The sequence below is a fragment of the Neisseria sp. SLRRB23 genome (assembly GCF_050896295.1).
Classification (GTDB): Bacteria; Pseudomonadota; Gammaproteobacteria; order Burkholderiales; family Neisseriaceae; genus Neisseria.
Genome location: NZ_JBPBFH010000013.1, coordinates 39,723 through 59,339, shown reverse-complemented (window position 1 = coordinate 59,339; position 19,617 = coordinate 39,723). Strand labels below are relative to the sequence as shown.

At 54.1% G+C, this 19,617-nt stretch carries 14 protein-coding genes and 1 pseudogene; 4 read left to right on the top strand and 11 right to left on the bottom strand.

What is annotated here, in order from left to right:
- The 7 genes and pseudogenes from ACRPFF_RS04930 to dusB all read right to left on the bottom strand — a co-directional run.
- Positions 1 to 127, bottom strand: a pseudogene (locus ACRPFF_RS04930) (adhesin); the annotation flags it as partial.
- A 131-nt stretch (positions 128 to 258) separates the two neighbouring features.
- The gene (pepN, locus tag ACRPFF_RS04925; protein WP_432673976.1) at positions 259 to 2,862 is read right to left on the bottom strand and encodes an aminopeptidase N; all 2,604 of its coding nucleotides are present in this window, start codon (positions 2,860 to 2,862) and stop codon (positions 259 to 261) included.
- Positions 2,863 to 2,993: 131 nt separating this feature from the next.
- On the bottom strand, positions 2,994 to 3,788 hold the full coding sequence (locus ACRPFF_RS04920) for a 3'-5' exonuclease (RefSeq protein WP_107863045.1): 795 nt from the start codon (positions 3,786 to 3,788) through the stop codon (positions 2,994 to 2,996).
- Between the two features lie 729 nt (positions 3,789 to 4,517).
- Positions 4,518 to 5,405, bottom strand: a complete 888-nt coding sequence (locus ACRPFF_RS04915) for a lipid A biosynthesis lauroyl acyltransferase (RefSeq protein ID WP_432673979.1) — start codon at positions 5,403 to 5,405, stop codon at positions 4,518 to 4,520.
- A 50-nt stretch (positions 5,406 to 5,455) separates the two neighbouring features.
- Positions 5,456 to 5,992: a crossover junction endodeoxyribonuclease RuvC gene (gene ruvC / locus ACRPFF_RS04910; RefSeq protein ID WP_432673975.1), complete on the bottom strand. Its 537-nt coding sequence runs from the start codon at positions 5,990 to 5,992 to the stop codon at positions 5,456 to 5,458.
- A gap of 2 nt (positions 5,993 to 5,994) precedes the next feature.
- Complete coding sequence (locus tag ACRPFF_RS04905) at positions 5,995 to 6,234, bottom strand: Fis family transcriptional regulator (RefSeq protein WP_002213092.1); 240 nt, start codon at positions 6,232 to 6,234, stop codon at positions 5,995 to 5,997.
- Between the two features lie 29 nt (positions 6,235 to 6,263).
- Positions 6,264 to 7,274, bottom strand: a complete 1,011-nt coding sequence (dusB, locus tag ACRPFF_RS04900) for a tRNA dihydrouridine synthase DusB (protein ID WP_432673978.1) — start codon at positions 7,272 to 7,274, stop codon at positions 6,264 to 6,266.
- Positions 7,275 to 7,640: 366 nt separating this feature from the next.
- Between dusB and ACRPFF_RS04895 the strand changes: the two genes are divergently transcribed.
- Positions 7,641 to 9,014 (top strand): DEAD/DEAH box helicase, encoded by a 1,374-nt coding sequence (locus ACRPFF_RS04895; RefSeq protein WP_432673974.1) that lies wholly within the window; start codon positions 7,641 to 7,643, stop codon positions 9,012 to 9,014.
- Between the two features lie 332 nt (positions 9,015 to 9,346).
- On the top strand, positions 9,347 to 10,585 hold the full coding sequence (locus ACRPFF_RS04890; protein ID WP_432673973.1) for an FAD-dependent monooxygenase: 1,239 nt from the start codon (positions 9,347 to 9,349) through the stop codon (positions 10,583 to 10,585).
- 76 nt (positions 10,586 to 10,661) lie between these two features.
- Here ACRPFF_RS04890 and lysS read toward each other — a convergent pair whose 3' ends face one another.
- Positions 10,662 to 12,173 carry a lysine--tRNA ligase gene (gene lysS, locus ACRPFF_RS04885; protein WP_432673972.1) on the bottom strand — a complete coding sequence of 504 codons (1,512 nt, stop codon included), beginning with the start codon at positions 12,171 to 12,173 and terminating at the stop codon, positions 10,662 to 10,664.
- 154 nt (positions 12,174 to 12,327) lie between these two features.
- Entirely contained in the window at positions 12,328 to 13,581 is a 1,254-nt protein-coding gene (locus ACRPFF_RS04880) for an NRAMP family divalent metal transporter (protein WP_432673971.1), read from the bottom strand.
- Positions 13,582 to 13,897: 316 nt separating this feature from the next.
- Between ACRPFF_RS04880 and ACRPFF_RS04875 the strand changes: the two genes are divergently transcribed.
- Positions 13,898 to 15,694, top strand: coding sequence for an aminopeptidase P family protein (locus tag ACRPFF_RS04875; protein WP_432673970.1), 1,797 nt, complete (start codon positions 13,898 to 13,900; stop codon positions 15,692 to 15,694).
- 17 nt (positions 15,695 to 15,711) lie between these two features.
- Positions 15,712 to 16,023 (top strand): hypothetical protein, encoded by a 312-nt coding sequence (locus ACRPFF_RS04870; RefSeq protein ID WP_432673969.1) that lies wholly within the window; start codon positions 15,712 to 15,714, stop codon positions 16,021 to 16,023.
- 628 nt (positions 16,024 to 16,651) lie between these two features.
- On the opposite strand, the gene purH is transcribed toward ACRPFF_RS04870, so the two are convergent.
- Positions 16,652 to 18,232, bottom strand: a complete 1,581-nt coding sequence (gene purH / locus ACRPFF_RS04865) for a bifunctional phosphoribosylaminoimidazolecarboxamide formyltransferase/IMP cyclohydrolase (RefSeq protein ID WP_432673968.1) — start codon at positions 18,230 to 18,232, stop codon at positions 16,652 to 16,654.
- Between the two features lie 160 nt (positions 18,233 to 18,392).
- The gene (locus ACRPFF_RS04860) at positions 18,393 to 19,616 is read right to left on the bottom strand and encodes a chloride channel protein (protein ID WP_432673967.1); all 1,224 of its coding nucleotides are present in this window, start codon (positions 19,614 to 19,616) and stop codon (positions 18,393 to 18,395) included.
- Position 19,617 lies beyond the last annotated feature (1 nt).

The window sequence follows — 19,617 nt, the reverse complement described above, 5'->3', positions numbered from 1 at the left end:
CGCGGGACGATGCGGCGACGAGTTCCTGTTCGACGGCAAAGCGTTTGCCGCCGCCGTGGGCGGGTATGCCGGTCAGTGTGCCGCAGGCGGTGAGGACGAGGGGGATGAGGAGGAGCAGGATTTTCATGGCAGGGTTTGTTTTATTTTGAACGGGTGTGAGTGTAAGGGGATTTTAAGGATTTGTAAACAAAAGGGGCAAAAATGCCGTCTGAAAAGCGCAAGGGCTTTCAGACGGCATTGTTTTTCTGTTTGACGGCCTCAATCCAAAATCTTGCCGACGATTTCGCCCACGTCTTTCGACAATCCTTCCTGCGCCCAAATGCGCTGCAATGCTTGTTTCACCAAGTTTTTGCGGTGCGGCTCGAGCTTGTTGCAGAGGTTGAACGCCTGCACCAAACGGGCGGCAACCTGCGGGTTGAAGCGATCGATTTCGATGACTTTGTCGGCGATGAAGCGGTAGCCGCTGCCGTCTTCTGCGTGGAAATGCGGGACGTTGCGGCTGAAGCTGCCGATAAGCGAGCGGGCTTTGTTGGGGTTTTCGAGGCTGAATTTCGGATGCTGCAAGGCGGTTTGAACCTGTTGCAGGGCGTCGCTGCGGCGGCTTGAGCCGACGAGGGCGAAATATTTGTCCATCACCAGCGCGTCGTCTGAAAACTTGTCGGCAAACTGCGCCAGCAGGCGGTTGCGCGTATCACTTTCGTTACCGTTTACGGCGGACAGTATGCCCCATTCATGGGTCATGTTTTGCGCCATTTCGCCGTATTTTTCGGCAACGGTTTCGATGTGGACGGGGTCGGCGCGCAGGACAAAGGCGCGGCAGACGTTGCGCAGCGTGCGCCAGCCGGCGGTTTCGGGGCTGTATTCGTAGCTTTGGTTTTCCTGCTTCGCCGCCTGACGGTTCAATTCGTGCCATTTCNGCAGAAAGCGGACGGCAAGCGTATCCAACAAGGCTTCGCGCGCCTGATGGTAGCGCAGCGGGTCGATGTTTTCTGCGCCATCCCACAGCTCGGCTTCAGACGGCACGCCCAAAAGCAGGGCTTTGAAGGCGTTGTCCAAGAGGTCGTCTGAAATGACTTTTTCGACGGCGGCAAGCAGTTTTTCGTGTTTCGGCAACTCGACGCCGTCTGAAAGCGCGGCAAGGTTGGCGGCGACGGCGCGGCGGTAGAGCGTTTGCGCGGCTTCCCAGCGCGTGAAGGCGTCGCTGTCGTGGGCAAGCAGGAGCAGCAGGTTATCGTCGCTGTACGGATAGTTCAGATGCACTGGCGCGCTGAAGCCGCGCAGCAGCGAGGGAACGACGGCTTCGGTTACGTCTTCAAGCGGGAAGGTCTGTTCGGCTTCGGTCAGCAGCAACACGGCTTCGGTTGCGCGTTTGCCCTGATAATCGAATGCCCCCGCTTCGCCGTTGCGGTTCAGCAGCCCGATTTTGACGGGAATCATCATCGGCTGTTTATCCGCCATATCGGGCGTGGGCGGCACGGTTTGTTTGACGGTCAACTCGAACACATTGTTTTTCAGACGGCCTTCCGCTTCCAAAACGGGCGTGCCTGCCTGACTGTACCACAAGGCGAACTGGTCGAGATTGATGCCGTTCGCGTCCGCCATCGCCGCGCGGAAATCGTCGCAGGTCACGGCCTGGCCGTCGTGGCGTTGGAAATAGAGCTTCATGCCTTTTTGGAAGCCCTCTTCGTCGAGCAGGGTGTGATACATCCGCACCACTTCCGCGCCTTTTTCATAAACGGTCATGGTGTAGAAATTGTTCATCTCCTCATAGCTGGCGGGGCGCACCGGATGCGCCGTCGGGCCTGCGTCTTCGGGGAACTGGTGCTGGCGCAGCAAGCGGATGTTTTCGATGCGGCGTACGGCGCGGCCGGCGCGGTCGCCGGAAAACTCTTGGTCGCGGAACACGGTCAGCCCTTCCTTCAGCGAAAGCTGGAACCACTCGCGGCAGGTTACGCGGTTGCCCGTCCAGTTGTGGAAATATTCGTGTCCGACCACGGATTCGATGCCTTCGAAATCGGTATCGGTGGCGGTGCGGCTGTCGGCGAGGACGAACTTGGTGTTAAAAATGTTCAGCCCCTTGTTTTCCATCGCGCCCATATTGAAATCGCCCACGGCGACGACCATGAAAATATCCAAGTCGTATTCCAAACCGAAGCGCGTTTCGTCCCACTTCATCGCGTTTTTCAAGGATTCCACGGCAAAGCCGACCTTGGGCTTGTCCGCCTCGGTGGTGTAAAACTCGATTTTGACGTTTCTGCCGCTCATGGTGGTGAAACGGTCTTCCGTGACCGCCAAGTCGCCCGCGACCAAAGCAAACAGATAGCTCGGCTTGGCAAACGGGTCTTCCCATTTCACCCAATGGCGGCCGTCTGAATACTCGCCGCCGTCGATTTTGTTGCCGTTGGAAAGCAAAACGGGATAGCGTTTTTTGTCCGCGACGATGGTGGTCGTGAACTTGGACATCACATCAGGACGGTCGATGTAAAACGTGATTTTGCGGAAGCCCTCCGGCTCGCACTGGGTAAACAGATTGCCTCCGGAAGCATACAGCCCCATCAGCGATTTGTTTTCCGCCGGCAGGATTTCGGTTTCCACTTCAACGGTGAAGCGTTCGGACGGCACGTCTGCAATCGTCAGCGTTTCGCCTTCCAACACATAATCCGCCGCCGCCCCGTTGATTTTGACGGACAAAAGTTTCGCCGAACCGTCCAACACCAGCGGCTCTCCTATCCTCTGTGGCTCGACCGTCAAACGGGATTTCACGACGGTTTGCGGTTCGGCAATATCGAAATGCAGGTCGGTTTCGAGAATGCGGTAGGCAGGCGTTTGGTAATCTTTCAGATAACGGACGGTTTTGCTCATTTTTTTCTTTCAATATTGTTTGGTTTGACTGGAAAAGGCTTCAGACGGCATGGGCGCATCCCGCGTATGCCGTCTGAAGCCGCAACGGCGGCACGGGCGTACCGCCGAACAACCGGTTTGAATTTCAATCTTTATTCCCACGCGCGGACAAACTCTTCCCAATGCGGCTTTTCCCCGACTTGTGCGGACAGGTAATTCCGCATCCGTTTGATTTCCATTTCGTATTCGTCCGCATCCAGCCTGCCGCTGACCAGACAGAAACGCAGATACATCAGATACGTGTTTGCCGCGTCGGTTTCGCAATAATTGCGGATTTCCTTCAGCCTGCCCGCGTGGAACGCCTCCCACACCTTGCTGCCGTCCATACCCAGCTTGCCCGGAAAGCCGCACAGTTTCGCCATATCGTCCAGCGGCACATTCGCCCTCGGCTGGTAAAGCGCGAGCAAATCCATCAAATCGCAGTGGCGTTGGTGGTAACGGCTGATGTAGTTGTTCCACTTGAAATCGCGGCTGTCGCCGAAATCGCCGTCGCCCATATCCCAATAACGCGCGGCGTTGATGCCGTATATCAGGGAGCGGTAATGCAGTACGGGCAGGTCGAAACCGCCGCCGTTCCAACTGACCAGCTGCGGCGTATGTTTTTCCACCAACTCGAAAAATTTGGCGATAACCACTTCCTCGCCGTCGTCCGCCTCGCCGATTGTGCCGATATGGATTTTGTCCTGCCCCCAACGCATGCAGCACGAAATCGCCACAACCTGATGAAGATGATGCTGCATAAAATCGCCGCCCGTTTGGGCGCGGCGTTTCTGCTGGGCAAACAGCACCACTTCATCGTCGGGCAGCGAGGACGGCAGCTCGTACAATGTTCGGATACCCTGCACATCGGGTACGGTTTCAATATCGAAAGCCAAAATCGTATTCATGGCAGTACCTTGCATTCAAAAACAGACTTGCGCCTATTGTGTCATTAAAAGGCGGATAAAAAAAGAGGCAACCCCCCACAGGATTGCCCCAATACCTCAAATCAGAGATTTACGCTTCACAAACAATACAGGCTTTCGCCTGCGGCTTTACCCGCGTAGCTCAACCCTACGCCGACAAACTTTCGTTTCACCGTATCCGATGAAACGCCAACCAGTCATAAAACTGACCGGCACATCCTTTCAGACGGCATTTCTTGGCTACGTCTGTAATTTCATGTAGCGAAATGTACGCCATTTTTTACAGTTTGCCAAGCATTTTTTACAAAACGGATATAGAAACGTTTATTTTATAAAATAGTGAATTTTTTGATTTTTTAGATTAAAATTCTAATAATCTATTTAAATTGATGCTTAATTTTATAATATCTATATATTTGACAATATATTTCTCAAGATGGTACCGAGCAAAATAACGGTTATTGAAAGGTAATTTGCAACATTTTGTTTTTAAAGGAAATTAATTTTAATATATTAACCATATCGATAGAATATATTCATTGATTTATCATGTATTCTTCAAATTTTCTTTGAAATCTATTTTTAAAATCAAAAAATATTATTTTTTAGACACTTAAAATAACAGCAATTATTAAATGCTTCTGTTTATATAATTCAATTTTTCGCATTTAAAAAAACAATCGCAAAACTCAATTTTCCCTTAATAGTTCATTATGTAGTTTCGTGTAGTTTATAAAAATCCTGTACACCTTCCGGACGGGTTTTAAAACGCTTGTGCAGCCAAAAATATTGTTCCGGATGTTCGCGCACCCTGTCTTCGATAAAACGGTTCATGCGCTGCGCGTCGGCCTGCGCATCTTCACTCGGAAAGGATTCCCAAGCAGGGTAGAAATGCAGTGTAACCGTATTGTCTGCCTCGCGGACGGGGATGGCGGGTATCACTTTGGCATTTGCAAGCGCGGCAATGCGGCTCAAGCCGGTAATCGTTGCCGTCTGAATACCGAAAAAATCTACAAAAACCGAATCGTTGCGTCCGAAATCCTGATCGGGCAGATACAGAAACGGCGCGCTGCTTTTGCGGAACTGTTTGACGAGGGCACGCAGCCCTTCGGTGCGCCCGATGAGGAAAACGTTGTGATAGCGGTTGCGGCCTTTCAAAATCTGTTCGTCCAATATCTTGTTTTTTTGATGGGAATACATACTGATCAGCGGGACATCCTGATTAAGCGCGTACACCGCCATTTCAAAAGCGGTGAAGTGTGGGTACAGGATGATGACTTTTTCCCCCGCCGCCAGCGCGTCGTCCAAATAATGCTTATTGCGGTAGCGCACCAGTGATTTCAGGCGTTTGGCAGGCGCGTACCAATATAAACCGTATTCCAACATCAGTTTCGCCATGTGTTTGAAATGCTGCTTCAATACGGTTTTACGCTTTTCCTCACTCCATTCGGGAAAACATTTCGCCAAATTGATTTCGCCGATACAGCGGCGCGGTTTGACCAGAAGGTAGGCAAGTGAACCCGTCAGGTCGGCAATCTTGTGCAGCAGCGCAAACGGCAGAAACTGCAAAACATACAGTACAAAAAATATAAATTTCATCTCGATACACATTTTCTTTTCAGACGGCAAAATACAAATGCCGTCTGAAACTATTGAAACCTTCCGCGCTTGACCTGCATCCCCGAAGGATTGAGTTTGGACGCAAGCCCATGGTTGCGCAAGGCATGGGTCAAGGCCACCGCCAAACCGTCCGCCGCATCCGCCTGCGGCGTTCCCGAAAGCCCCAGCATCTGCACCACCATATGCTGCACCTGTTCTTTCGCTGCCTTGCCTTTGCCGACTACCGCCTGTTTGACCTGCAAGGCCGTGTATTCCGAAACGGGCAAACCATGACTGACCAATGCCGCCAATGCCGCGCCCCGCGCCTGACCGAGCATCAGCGTCGATGCAGGGTTGACGTTGACGAAAACCTGTTCCACTGCCGCCTGTTGAGGCTTGTAAACGGTAACGACTTCGCCGATATGCCGCACAATCACGGCAATCCTGTCTGCCAGTGCGGCATTGGCGGGCGTTTTGATGCAGCCTGAGGCAACATAAAAATGATCCCGCCCCCTGACATCGATGACACCGAAACCCGTTACGCGGCTGCCCGGGTCGATGCCTAAGATACGGACGGTTGCCGACATATTCACAGCAAACCGTGTTGAATCAGTTTCTTACGCAAGGTATTGCGGTTCAGTCCCAGCATCACGGAGGCTTTGGACTGGTTGCCGCCGCATTGCTCCATCACGCACACCAGCAGCGGTTTTTCCACCTGATGCAATACCATATCGTACACGCCGCAAGGTTCGGTACCGTTCAGGTCTTTGAAATATTGTTCTAAATTTTGTCTGATGCATTGAGAAATATCGGGAAGGGTATGGGGCATGATTGCACTTTCAAAGGATAATCAAGTGTTCAGAAGGCATTTGGGCGGTAGGCGCACGCCCAACGGTCGGTTTCTTCGGCAAGTCTTTCAAGATAACCTGCAAGCATGTCGTATTGCGCCGCCGCACTGTCCAAGCAGTTGATGTCGCGGCGCGCCTGTTCACCGTCAGGCATTTCGTCGATGTACCAGCCTATGTGTTTGCGTGCGATGCGCACACCGGCGGTCTCACCATAAAACGCGTGTATGGCGCGGATGTGGTTCAAAATAGTGGCGGTGCATTCTGCCAAACTCAAGGCAGGCGGCAAAACGCCGTGTTCGGCATAATGTTTCAAATCGCGGAAGAACCACGGCCTGCCTTGCGCGCCTCGCCCTATCATGATGCCGTCTGCGGCGGTTTGTTTGAGGACAGCTTGGGCTTTTTGCGGCGAAGTAATGTCGCCGTTGACCCAAACTGGGATGTTCAGACGGCATTTGGTTTCGGCGATGAGTTCGTAACGCGCTTCGCCTTTGTACATTTGCGTGCGCGTGCGTCCGTGGACGGCAAGGGCGGCAATGCCGCAATCTTCGGCGATTTTGGCGATGACGGGCAGGTTTTTGTGGTCGTCGTGCCAACCCAAACGGGTTTTGAGGGTAACGGGTACGCCCGCCGCCTTGACCACCGCTTCCAAAATGGCGGCAACCAGCGGCTCGTCCTGCATCAGCGCGCTACCGGCTTGGACGTTGCACACTTTCTTGGCGGGGCAGCCCATATTGATGTCGATAACCTGCGCCCCGAGGCTGACGTTGTAACGCGCGGCATCCGCCATCTGCTGCGGATCGCTGCCGGCAATCTGCACGGCAACGATGCCGCCTTCATCGACAAAATCACTGCGGTGCAAGGTTTTTCTAGTATTTCTGAGCGTCGGGTCGCTGGTCAGCATTTCGCACACCGCCCAACCTGCGCCAAAATCTCGGCAAAGTCGGCGGAACGGTTTGTCGGTAATGCCCGCCATCGGCGCAAGTGCGATGGGGTTGTCGATAAAATAGCCGCCGATGTGCATAATGGGCCCGCGTTTCAAAAAAGTACGCCATTGTACATTTTTTAAGCAGGATTTCCAATCTCCGGACGCGCCCGAGATTGGGGCAGGCACCGTTTTATGGCATAATCCGCACACAGATTCCCTGCCCCGCCACTCACAGGAGGGCAGTTTATAGTGGATTAACAAAAACCAGTACGGCGTTGCCTCGCCTTAGCTCAAAGAGAACGATTCTCTAAGGTGCTCAAGCACCAAGTGAATCGATTCCGTACTATCTGTACTGTCTGCGGCTTCGTCGCCTTGTCCTGATTTTTGTTAATCCACTATATTTCCCCGTCCTATCGGTTTCCCGCTTCAGACGGCATAAGGTCTGAAAGAAAGACTACAATCATGAGTAATCCATTTTCCTCTTTAGGTTTGGGTACGGAACTCGTTTCCGCACTGACCGCGCAAGGTTACGAAAACCCGACGCCCATCCAAGCCGCCGCCATTCCCAAAGCACTCGCCGGTCATGATTTACTAGCCGCCGCCCAAACCGGCACAGGCAAAACCGCCGCCTTTATGCTGCCCAGTCTGGAACGCCTCAAACGCTACGCCACCGCCAGCACCTCGCCCGCGATGCACCCCGTGCGTATGCTCGTCCTCACCCCCACGCGCGAACTCGCCGACCAAATCGACCAAAACGTGCAGGGCTACATTAAAAACCTGCCGCTGCGGCATACCGTCTTGTTCGGCGGTGTCAACATGGACAAACAAACCGCCGACCTGCGTGCCGGCTGCGAAATCGTCGTCGCCACCGTCGGACGGCTCCTAGACCATGTGAAACAGAAAAACATCAGTTTAAACAAAGTCGAAATCGTCGTTCTGGACGAAGCAGACCGCATGTTGGATATGGGGTTCATCGACGACATCCGCAAAATCATGCAGATGCTGCCCAAACAACGCCAAACCCTGCTCTTTTCCGCCACCTTCTCCGCCCCGATACGCAAACTGGCGCAAGACTTCATGAATGCGCCCGAAACCGTCGAGGTTGCCGCCCAAAACACCACCAACGCAAATGTCGAGCAGCACATCATCGCGGTCGATACCATTCAGAAGCGCAACCTGCTCGAACGCCTGATTGTCGATCTGCATATGAACCAGGTTATCGTCTTTTGCAAAACCAAACAAAGCGTTGACCGCGTAACGCGCGAACTGGTGCGCCGCAACCTGTCCGCACAGGCGATACACGGCGACCGTTCCCAACAAAGTAGGCTCGAAACACTCAACGCCTTCAAAGACGGCAGCCTGCGCGTCCTCGTCGCCACCGAGATCGCCGCGCGTGGGCTGGAGATGGCCGAACTGCCCTTCGTCATCAATTACGAAATGCCCACCCAGCCCGAAGACTACGTCCACCGCATCGGACGCACAGGGCGCGCCGGTGCGGACGGCGTGGCGATTTCCCTGATGGACGAATCCGAACAGAAAATGTTCGAGGCCATCAAAGAATTGACCGGCAACAAGCTGCTCATCGAACGCATCGAAGGCTTCGAGCCCCGATGGTGGGAACAGGAAGGCTCAAAACCGGAAAAAACCGAAACAAGTGAACCGAGACAACGCAACCGCTACGAATCCGCCAAGGCGCAGCGCGAAAAAAATACCCGACCGGAAACCACGGCAAACGATGCGGGCGCGGCTTGCGGAAAAATTGCCGGACGCAGCCGCCGAAGCCGCCGAGAACACCAGCCGTGCGCCCTGCTCCAACCACGTTACGGCGTAAAATAGCCCTGAAAATCAAATGCCGTCTGAACATTTCCGTTTCAGACGGCATTTTTCAAACCGGACTGACGCATTGGGCGCAACCGCCCATACCGGATAAATTTCTTCCGCAAACAGTTTCAGACGGCATTTGCTGCCTGTACAATATAGTGGATTAACAAAAATCAGGACAAGGCGACGAAGCCGCAGACAGTACAAATAGTACGGAACCGATTCACTTGGTGCTTCAGCACCTTAGAGAATCGTTCTCTTTGAGCTAAGGCGAGGCAACGCTGTACCGGTTTAAATTTAATCCACTATATCATTTCCTTTTCCACTCAAACCATCAGGATTTCCCAATGTCCACCCAATTCGATGTCGCCGTAATCGGCGCAGGTCCGGCAGGCTCGGTCGCATCCGCCCTGCTCCGCAAAAAAGGTTATCAAGTCTGCGTGTTGGAAAAACAGCATTTTCCGCGCTTCGTCATCGGCGAAAGCCTGCTGCCGCACTGTATGGAAATGCTGGAAGAAGCCGGATTTGCCGATGCCGTGCGTGCCGAGCCCGGCTTTCAGTTAAAAAACGGCGCGGCGTTTTCGTGGGGCAGCCGTTATACCGAGTTTGACTTTACCGATAAATTTTCAGACGGCCCCGGCACGACTTATCAAGTGCGCCGCGCCGTGTTCGATAAAATCCTGATTGGCGAAGCCGCCAAACAAGGCGTTGAAGTACGTTTCGGGCACGGCGTAACCGCGTTTGACAACAGCGGCGATTTTGCCCGCTTGAACATCGAAACCGACACCGGTAAGNGCTATGAACTGACCGCGAAATTCGTCTTGGACGCAAGCGGTTACGGACGCGTGCTGCCGCGCCTGCTGGATTTGGAAACGCCCTCGCACCTGCCGCCGCGCCAAGCGCATTTCACGCACATCGACGACAACATCACCAACCCGAAATTCGACCGCAACAAAATCCTGATTACCACCCATCCACAACACCGCGACGTGTGGATTTGGCTGATTCCCTTCGGCGACAACCGCTGTTCCGTCGGCGTGGTCGGCACGCCCGACAAACTTGACGGCGAATCGGAAACGGTGTTGAAAAAATTTGTTTACGAATGCCCGATGCTGAACGAAATTCTGGATAAAGCCGTTTGGGAAAACGATTTTCCGTTCCGCTCCATCCAAGGCTATTCTGCCAACGTCAAATCGCTGCACGGCAGGCATTTCGCGCTATTGGGCAATGCCGCCGAGTTCCTCGATCCCGTGTTCTCGTCGGGCGTAACCATCGCGCTGCACTCCGCCAAACTGGCTGCCGATTTATTGGCGAAGCAGCTTGAAGGCGGCACGGCGGATTGGGATACTGAGTTTGCCGAACCCTTGATGATCGGCGTGGACACATTCCGCACCTATGTGGACGGCTGGTACGATTTTCGCTTCCAAAACGTCGTGTACGCGCCCGACCGCAGCCCGGAAATCAGCCGTATGCTTTCTTCGATTTTGGCAGGCTACGCGTGGGATACCGAAAACCCGTTCGTGGCGAAATCCGAACAACGCCTGACTGCCTTGTCAGAATGGGTCGGTCAGTTGGAAAGCGAATAAATCCGTACCGCCATACAAAATGCCGTCTGAATCCAATCGGGTTCAGACGGCATTTCTATTTCAACTGTTTTTATGATTACTCGGGACGCATCTGCGGAAACAGAATCACATCGCGGATGGTTTGCGAATCGGTCAGCAGCATCACTAAGCGGTCGATGCCGATGCCGCAACCGCCAGTCGGCGGCAAACCGAATTCCATCGCGCGGATGTAGTCGGCATCGTAGTGCATCGCTTCGTCGTCGCCCGCGTCTTTTTGCGCCACTTGCGCTTTGAAGCGTTCGGCTTGGTCTTCGGGGTCGTTCAACTCGGAATAGCCGTTTGCCAGCTCGCGACCGACAACGAACAATTCGAAACGCTCGGTCAGACCTTGTTTCGTATCCGAAGCACGCGCCAACGGGGAAACCTCAACCGGGTAATCGACGATAAAGGTCGGGTTCCACAATTTGCCCTCGGCACAACCTTCAAACAGGGCAAGTTGCAGGCTGCCGATGCCCGGGGACGGCGGCAGGCTTTCGCCGTGTTTGACGATTTCTTTTTTCAGCCATTCCGCATCGTTCAACTGCTCGTCGGTGTAGTGCGGATTATATTTTTTGATGGCTTCGAGAATGGTCAGGCGTTCAAACGGACTTTCCAAATCGACTTCTTTGCCGTTGTAGCTGATTTTTGCCGTGCCGTTTACTGTGCGCGATGCGTTGCGGATGATGTCTTCCGCCATCTGCATCATGCGTTCGTAGTCGGAGAAGGCTTCGTAGAATTCAATCATGGTGAATTCAGGGTTGTGGCGCACGGACATGCCTTCGTTGCGGAAGCTGCGGTTGATTTCAAACACACGTTCCAAGCCACCGACAACCAAGCGTTTCAGATACAGCTCGGGCGCGATGCGCAGGTAGAGCGGAATGTCCAAGGCATTGTGGTGGGTAACGAATGGTTTTGCTGTCGCGCCGCCCGGAATCGGGTGCATCATCGGGGTTTCGACTTCCAAATAATGCTCGCCCACCATAAAATTACGCACGGATTGGATGATTTGGCTGCGTTTGATGAAGGTATTGCGCGCTTCTTCATTGGCAATCAAATCGACGTAGCGTTGGCGGTATTTGGTTTCCTGATCGCTCAAGCCTTTGTGTTTGTCGGGCAGCGGGCGCAGGGATTTGGACAGCAGGCGGATGTCGGACACGCGCACGGTCAATTCGCCGTGGTTGGTTTTAAACAAAGTACCTTCCGCACCGACGATGTCGCCCAAGTCCCAGTGGTTGAAGTCGTCCAAAACTTCTTGGCTCACGCCTTTGTTGTTCAGATAAAGCTGGATTTGACCGGTAACGTCTTGAATGGTGGCAAAACTTGCCTTGCCCATTTGACGCTTGAGCATCATGCGGCCGGCAATTTTGACGGGGACGGCTTGCGGGTCGAGTTCTTCTTTGCCGATTTCGCCGTATTGGGCGTGCAAATCGGCGGCAAAGCTGTCGCGTTTGAAATCGTTAGGGTAGGCGTTGCGCTGTTGGCGGATGTTGTGCAGTTTTTCACGGCGCAGGGCGATGATTTGGTTTTCGTCCAACTGCGGCTCGGTTTGCGGATGGTTTTGTTCGCTCATAGGGTTTTCCGAAAAAATAAATCAGGCGCAGTCTGTTTCAGACGACCTGACCGAATCACAAAATTTGCGCATATTTTACGCGATGTCGGTGTTTTTTTCTAGGAAAGGGCAATGCCGTCTGAAAATATTACAGACGGCATTCAGATTCTGAAACCTATGCCAAAAGTCCGCTAAGGTTCAACAGGAACAAAACGGCAAATCCGGTCAGGTAGAGCAAGCCGACAATGGCAAGAAAATTCATACCGGCGGTAAGCTTGTGCCGTTTGTCTCCTTTGACCAGGCGGTAGTTGAGCCAGGCAAACACAGGGGCGGACACAAAGGCGGCAATCATGGCAAATTTGAGCAGATTCGCCATTACGCCGTCAAACCAGAAAATCACCGCCAAACCGCTGCCTGCAACCCAAATATTCCAGGCAAAGAGTTCGGCGTTGCCCGTTTTGTCTTTTCCGCGCAGCAGGCGCACGGGTTCGGCAATGGCGCGGGCGTAGCCGTCCACAACGGTAATCGTCGTGCCGTACATACAGGCAAACGCGATAAACGCCACCAGCGGGCGCGACCAGCCGCCGATGGTTACGGCATACATATTAATCAATTGCCCGATATATTTGCCGCCGGCCATCTGCACTTCTTCACCGTTGCCGTATTGCACGTACGCACCCAGGGCAAGGAAGACGACGGCAAGCACGGCACTGGTGATGTAACCGACGTTGAAATCAAAAATCCCATCATGATAAGAGGAAGGTTGGAGGCGCTGTTTCTCCGTAACCCACAAAGAATTGATGGCGGAAATTTCAATCGGCGCAGGCATCCAGCCCATCAGCGCGATCAGGAAGCCCAAACCGGCAAGCGTCCATGGTGTCGGCTCGATAAAATCGGGTTTCATCTGCATACCGCGCGACATGGCGATACCGGCGGCGGCAACCGTGGCAACCGTCAGGCTGACGATGATGATTTTAGAAACATTGTCCAAAGCCTTGTAGCGCCCGCTCGCCAGGATAATCAGGCAGGAAGCCATAATCAGCGCGGAGATTGCGCCGATACCCAGTGTCAGCGAGGGAATCGCCATTTTAACGATGGCGGCGGTTACAATGGCAACCGCACCCGCGTTAATCGTCGCGGCAGCAATACACAAAATCAAGAAAACCCACAGGTAGATGCGGCTTTTCTCCGCATAACCTTCAATCAGGCTTTTACCCGTATCCAGCGTGTAATGCGCGCTGAAGCGGAAAAACGGGTATTTGAAGAGGTTGGTTAGGACGATAATCAACGCGAGCTGCCAGCCGTAAAGCGCACCTACCTGTGTGGAGGCAATCAGGTGCGAACCGCCGACTGCCGCCGATGCCATCATAATACCCGGACCCAATGCATTGATTTTACTTTTCCAAGTCGAAATATGTTGTTCGGACATGATTTTTCCGTATTGCTGATATAAAAATGTGTATTTTAACGTAATCTAAATACACACCAAACTGGCTTATTGAAACTTTACACCCTAATATTCCTGATTTTTCCCAATTATTTTCAGAAAAACATGCAATATGGCATTTTATGCCTGAAAGTTTACAACAAATAGCCTTGCATCGCTTTTTACCGTACAAAATATACTTTCAAACCCCTGAACGCGTTTTGCAGTCGGCAAACGATTTGATAAGATGGTTACGTTTCCCCAGCCGGTACGCCGCCATGCCGTCTGAAACCTTACACTTTCTCTGGAGAATCCGTTCATGAATACCGTATCGAATTACCTGTCCGCATTGCGCGAAGCCATGAAGGCGCAAGGCTTGGACGCACTCGTCATCCCTTCCGCCGACCCCCACCTGTCCGAATACCTGCCCGAGCATTGGCAGGCGCGGCGCGAATTGTCGGGCTTTACCGGCTCGGTCGGCACGTTTGTCCTGACCGCCGACGAAGCGGGCGTATGGGTGGACAGCCGCTATTGGGAACAAGCCGCCAAACAGCTTTCCGGCAGCGGCATTGAGCTGCAAAAAAGCGGTCAAGTGCCGCCGTACAACGAATGGCTCGCGGCAAACCTTCCCGAAAACGCCGCCGTCGGCATCCCTTCCGATATGGTGTCGCTCACCGGCAAACGCACTTTGGCACAATCCCTAGCCGCCAAAAACATCCGCATCGAACACCCCGACGACCTGCTTGACCAAGTGTGGACAAGCCGTCCCGCTATCCCCGCCGAAACCGTTTTCATCCACGACCCCGACTATGTTTCTGAAACCACCACCGAAAAACTCGCCCGCGTGCGCACAGTTATGGCGGAAAAAGGCGCAGATTACCACTTAGTTTCCTCGCTTGACGACATCGCTTGGCTGACCAACCTGCGCGGCAGCGACGTGCCTTTCAACCCTGTTTTCGTGTCCTTCCTGTTGATCGGCAAAGACAACGCCGTCCTGTTTACCGACCGATGCCGTCTGAACGCCGAAGCCGAAGCCGCGCTGCAAACCGCAGGCATCACGGTCGAACCTTACGCCCAAGTTGCCGACAAACTCGCGCAAATCGGTGGCGCGCTGCTTATCGAACCGAACAAAACCGCCGTCAGCACGCTTGTGCGCCTGCCCGAAAGCGTACGCCTGATTGAAGGCATCAACCCGTCCACGCTGTTCAAATCCTGCAAATCCGAAGCCGACATCGCCCGCATCCGCGAAGCGATGGAACACGACGGCGCGGCGTTGTGCGGTTTCTTCGCCGAGTTTGAAGACATCATCGACAACGGCGGCAGCCTGACCGAAATCGACGTGGACACCATGCTTTATCGCCACCGCAGCGCGCGACCGGGCTTCATTTCATTGAGTTTCGACACCATCGCAGGCTTCAACGCCAACGGCGCCCTGCCGCATTACAGCGCAACACCAGAAAGCCACAGCACCATCAGCGGCAACGGGCTGCTGCTCATCGACTCCGGCGCGCAATACAAAGGCGGCACAACCGACATCACCCGCGTCGTCCCTGTCGGCACTCCCACAGCAGAACAAAAACGCGACAACACGCTCGTTCTCAAAGCCCATATCGCGCTTGCCGAAGCCGTGTTCCCCGAAAACATCCCTTCACCGCTGATAGACGCAATTTGTCGCAAACCCCTGTGGCAGGCGCAGTGCGACTACGGCCACGGCACAGGCCACGGCGTAGGCTATTTCCTCAACGTCCACGAAGGTCCGCAACGCATCGCCTTCGCCGCCCCTGCCACTCCCGAAACCGCCATGAAAAAAGGCATGGTTACCTCCATCGAACCCGGACTCTACCGCCCAGGAAAATGGGGCATCCGCATTGAAAACCTCGCCGCCAACCAAGCCGTAGTCCACCCGCAGGAAACCGAGTTCGGCAGCTTCTTGTACTTCGAAACCCTGACCCTCTGCCCCCTCGACACCCGCCTGATGGACACTGCCCTCATGACCGATGGCGAAATCGACTGGGTCAACCGCTACCACGCCGAAGTCCGCTGCCGCCTCGAGCCGCTGACCGAAGGAGCGGCAAAAGCGTGGCTGATCAAACGCACCGAACCGCTGGCGCGTTAAACGGCACGGCGCAACAAATGCCGTCTGAAAGCCCTTCAGACGGCATTTGTTTCCCAAAACATCCTGCACCGTTTTCATCTTGCCGCAAGCAAATACCAATCCGTTTTGTGGCAAATGCACAAAAAGCCCGATGCCGTCTGAAACCCCAAACAGGCTTCAGACGGCATTTATCGCGGATGAAAACAGAAAATACCCATATCGTTATTCCCGCAAAAGCAGTTGCGCAGGGCGGGCTTCAGCCCTCCGACTCCCGCCATCTTCATCCTAAAATCCCGTCATTCCCACGCAGGCGGGAATCCGGTTTTTTGAGCTCCAGCCATTGCCGATAAATTGCCTTAACGTTGCGTTTCCAAATTCCCGCTTTCGCGGGAATGATGCGATTTTAGGTTTCTGTTTTTGATTTTCTGTTTTTGTGAGCGTCCAGTCTGTTCGGCTTCGGTTTTTTTGGATTTCGGGCAACTTCCAAACCGTCATTCCCGCGCAGGCGGGAATCCAGGCTCGTTGGACTTCAGCCCTTTCCGATAAATTCCTGCTGCTTTTCATTCCTAGATTCCCACTTTCGTGGGAATGACGGCGGTGGGTTTCAGTTATTTCCGAGAAATCGCCGCCGTTTCTCGTCATTCCCGCGCAGGCGGGAATCTAGTCCGTTCGGTTTCAGTTATTTCCGATAAATTCCTGTTGCGTTACTGGATTCCCGCTTTCGCGGGAATGACGAATTTCAAAGTTATGGCGTTATCAAAAAAACAGAAATCCCCCCGCCGTCATTCCTACCTTCGTATTTTGATTTTCTGTTTTTCGCGGGGAGAACGATTTAGAAATTACCCGAAACCTCAAAAAAACCGAAACCGAACGGTCTAGATTCCCGCTTTCGCGGGAATGACAGGTTTCAGAATTACGGCAAGGCGCAAAAAATGCCGTCTGAAAGCCCTTCAGACGGCATTGCCTTGTTCATCTGCCTTAATGGCGGAAGTGGCGGATGCCGGTTACCACCATGGCGATGCCGTGTTCGTCCGCCGCGTCGAAAACTTCCTGATCGCGCATCGAGCCTGCCGGATGGATGATGGCTTTGATGCCCTGTTCGGCAATCACATCCACGCCGTCGCGGAAGGGGAAGAAGGCATCGGAAGCGGCACACGCGCCGTTGAGGTCGAAAATGGCATCTTGCGCTTTGCGGGCGGCGATGCGGGTGCTGTCCACGCGGCTCATTTGGCCTGCNCCGATGCCGTAGGTTTGTCCGCCTTTGCCGAACACGATGGCGTTGGATTTGACGTATTTTGCGACGTTCCAGACGAACAGCAAATCGTTCCATTCCTGCTCGGTCGGTTGGCGTTTGGAGACGACTTTCAAATCGGCGCGGCTGATACGGCAGATGTCGGGCGTTTGTACCAACAGTCCGCCGCCGACGCGTTTGAGTTCGAAGCGGTTTGCGCCTGCTTCGAGAGGCACCTCCAATACGCGCACGTTTTTCTTGGCGGCGGCGATTTCGAGGGCTTCGGCGGTGAACTTCGGCGCCATCAGGACTTCCATAAACTGATTGTCGGTAATTTGTTTGACGGTTTCGCCGTCGATTTCACGGTTGAAGGCGATGATGCCGCCGAACGCGCTGGTGGTGTCGGTGGCGTAGGCGAGTTTGTAGGCGGTCAAGGTATCGGCTGCAACGGCTACGCCGCACGGATTGGCGTGTTTCACAATCACACAGGCTGGTGCGTCAAAGGATTTGACGGCTTCCCAAGCGGCATCGGCATCGGCGATGTTGTTGTAAGACAATTCTTTGCCTTGAAGCTGTTTGTAGGCGGAAAGGCTGCCTGCGGCGGGGTCAATATCGCGGTAGAACGCGGCGCGCTGATGCGGGTTTTCGCCGTAGCGCATATCTTGCACTTTAATCCAGCTTTGGTTGAACTGGCTCGGGAATTCACCGATTTCGGGCTCTCCGCTCAAGACGTCGTCTGAAAGCGAGGTCAGGTAGTTGGAAATCATGCCGTCGTATTGGGCGGTATGGCTGAATGCTTTGCGTGAGAGGTTGAAGCGGGTTTTGTCGCTCAACGCGCCGTTGTTGGCTTCCATTTCGGCAGCTATGGCCGGGAAATCGGCTGTGTCGGTAACGATGGCGACGTGTTTCCAGTTTTTCGCGGCGGAACGCACCATGGTCGGGCCGCCGATGTCAATGTTTTCAATCGCGTCTTCCAGTGTGCAGTTTGGTTTGGCGATGGTGGCGGCGAAGGGGTAAAGGTTGACGCACACGAGGTCGATGTTGCCGATGCCGTGTTCTTCCATCTTGGCGACGTGTTCGTCCAAATCGCGACGGCCGAGGATACCGCCGTGGATTTTCGGATGCAGGGTTTTCACGCGGCCGTCGAGCATTTCGGGAAAACCGGTGTAGTCGGCAACTTCAATCACAGGAACGCCTGCATCGGCAAGCAGTTTCGCCGTGCCGCCGGTGGAGAGGATTTCAACACCGAGCTTGGTCAGGGTTTGGGCAAATTCGACTGCGCCTGTCTTGTCGGACAGGCTGATCAGGGCGCGTTTGATGACGGACATTGGGGCTTCCTTTTCTGACAGTTGGATGGGGAAAGGGGAACTTTTTCGGGGCGGTATTATCCGCTATTTTCAGTTTTTTGACAGTAGGTTTTTGCAGATATTGTTGACAATTTACAAACAAATGCCGTCTGAAAACCTTTCAGACGGCATTTATCGGCATTCATTTGAAGCCTATTTTTCCCGATGTTCCCAATGCACCCGCCATGCCGATGCACAAAGGCAGCAGCAGGGACAGCGGCGCGTAAGTCAGTTCCAATACGAACACAATGGCGGTCAGCGGCATTTTGAGCGATACGCCGAGAAACACCGCCGCTCCGACGACTGCCGCGCTTTCAGACGGCATTGCGGGGAAGAGGCTGTTCCACGCGGCGGCGGCTGCAAAAGAAACGGTGCTGCCGAGCATCATAGACGGCGTAATCAGTCCGCCGTATGCGCCTGCCGCCAACGCCATCAAGACGACCAGCCATTTGACGGCGGTCAGCTCAAGGCTGTGTTGCCAGTCGGTCAAGCCTCCAAAAGTCAGTTGGTTGCCTGCTTTGCCGTTGCCCAAAATTTCGGGAAACCAAACGGAAATCACGCCGATGAACGCAAACATGCAGACTGCCAAGGGAATGATTTTGATATTGTCGCGCTTGATGAAGGGGAATTTTTGGGCGGTACGCTGGAAAAAGACGGCGGTTGCGCCCAGTATCGGGCCGATGACGGCGGAAAACCAAAGCAATGAAGTATTTACGGCAAGGTTGGCGGGATGATACTGCTGCACGTCGCCCAGACCGATACGCGCCATGGCGGTGGCAATGACCGAAGTCAGCAATGCGGCGGCAACCGCCGGCTGCGTCCACACGCCCAACATCGCTTCGAGGATAAACAGCGTGGAGGCGAGCGGCACGTTATACACGGCCGCCAAACCCGCACCGGACGCACAGGCAATCAAGAGGCGCATTTCGCCTTCGTCCAAACCCAAGCGTTTGCCGCCTGCCGAAGCGAACGCGGCGGTCATTTCGCGCGGGGCGACTTCGCGTCCGAGCGGCGAACCGAGTCCGACCGTTATGATTTGCAGCAGAACATGGAAAACCGTCGTCAGAAACGGCAGCCCCTGCAACGGCTGCTTCAAGGCAGCTTTGATTCCGATTTGCGGCTTGCCGAAATGTTTGAGCAGCCACCAGCCGCCGCCTGCGATCGCGCCGCACAGCGTCAGCATGGCAACGCGCCGCATACCGGAAGCCTGTGCCACGCCTTCACGGAACGAGATGTACACGCCGTCCGCACCATAACCGTATGCTGTGTGTTGTATGAAGTGCATCAGTTCCGTCAGCACAATGCCGACCAGACCGCCGATAACGCCTGCTGCTGCCAGGGCAAACCAAAGTTTCTTGCGTCCCACT

Excerpts from the sequence above, each read along its gene's own strand:
- ACRPFF_RS04920 (WP_107863045.1), bottom strand. The coding sequence starts at position 3,788 with ATGAATACGATTTTGGCTTTCGATATTGAAACCGTACCCGATGTGCAG.
- ACRPFF_RS04915 (WP_432673979.1), bottom strand. The coding sequence starts at position 5,405 with ATGAAATTTATATTTTTTGTACTGTATGTTTTGCAGTTTCTGCCGTTT.
- ruvC (WP_432673975.1), bottom strand. The coding sequence starts at position 5,992 with ATGTCGGCAACCGTCCGTATCTTAGGCATCGACCCGGGCAGCCGCGTA.
- ACRPFF_RS04905 (WP_002213092.1), bottom strand. The coding sequence starts at position 6,234 with ATGCCCCATACCCTTCCCGATATTTCTCAATGCATCAGACAAAATTTA.
- dusB (WP_432673978.1), bottom strand. The coding sequence starts at position 7,274 with ATGCACATCGGCGGCTATTTTATCGACAACCCCATCGCACTTGCGCCG.
- ACRPFF_RS04895 (WP_432673974.1), top strand. The coding sequence starts at position 7,641 with ATGAGTAATCCATTTTCCTCTTTAGGTTTGGGTACGGAACTCGTTTCC.
- lysS (WP_432673972.1), bottom strand. The coding sequence starts at position 12,173 with ATGAGCGAACAAAACCATCCGCAAACCGAGCCGCAGTTGGACGAAAAC.
- ACRPFF_RS04880 (WP_432673971.1), bottom strand. The coding sequence starts at position 13,581 with ATGTCCGAACAACATATTTCGACTTGGAAAAGTAAAATCAATGCATTG.
- ACRPFF_RS04875 (WP_432673970.1), top strand. The coding sequence starts at position 13,898 with ATGAATACCGTATCGAATTACCTGTCCGCATTGCGCGAAGCCATGAAG.
- ACRPFF_RS04870 (WP_432673969.1), top strand. The coding sequence starts at position 15,712 with ATGCCGTCTGAAAGCCCTTCAGACGGCATTTGTTTCCCAAAACATCCT.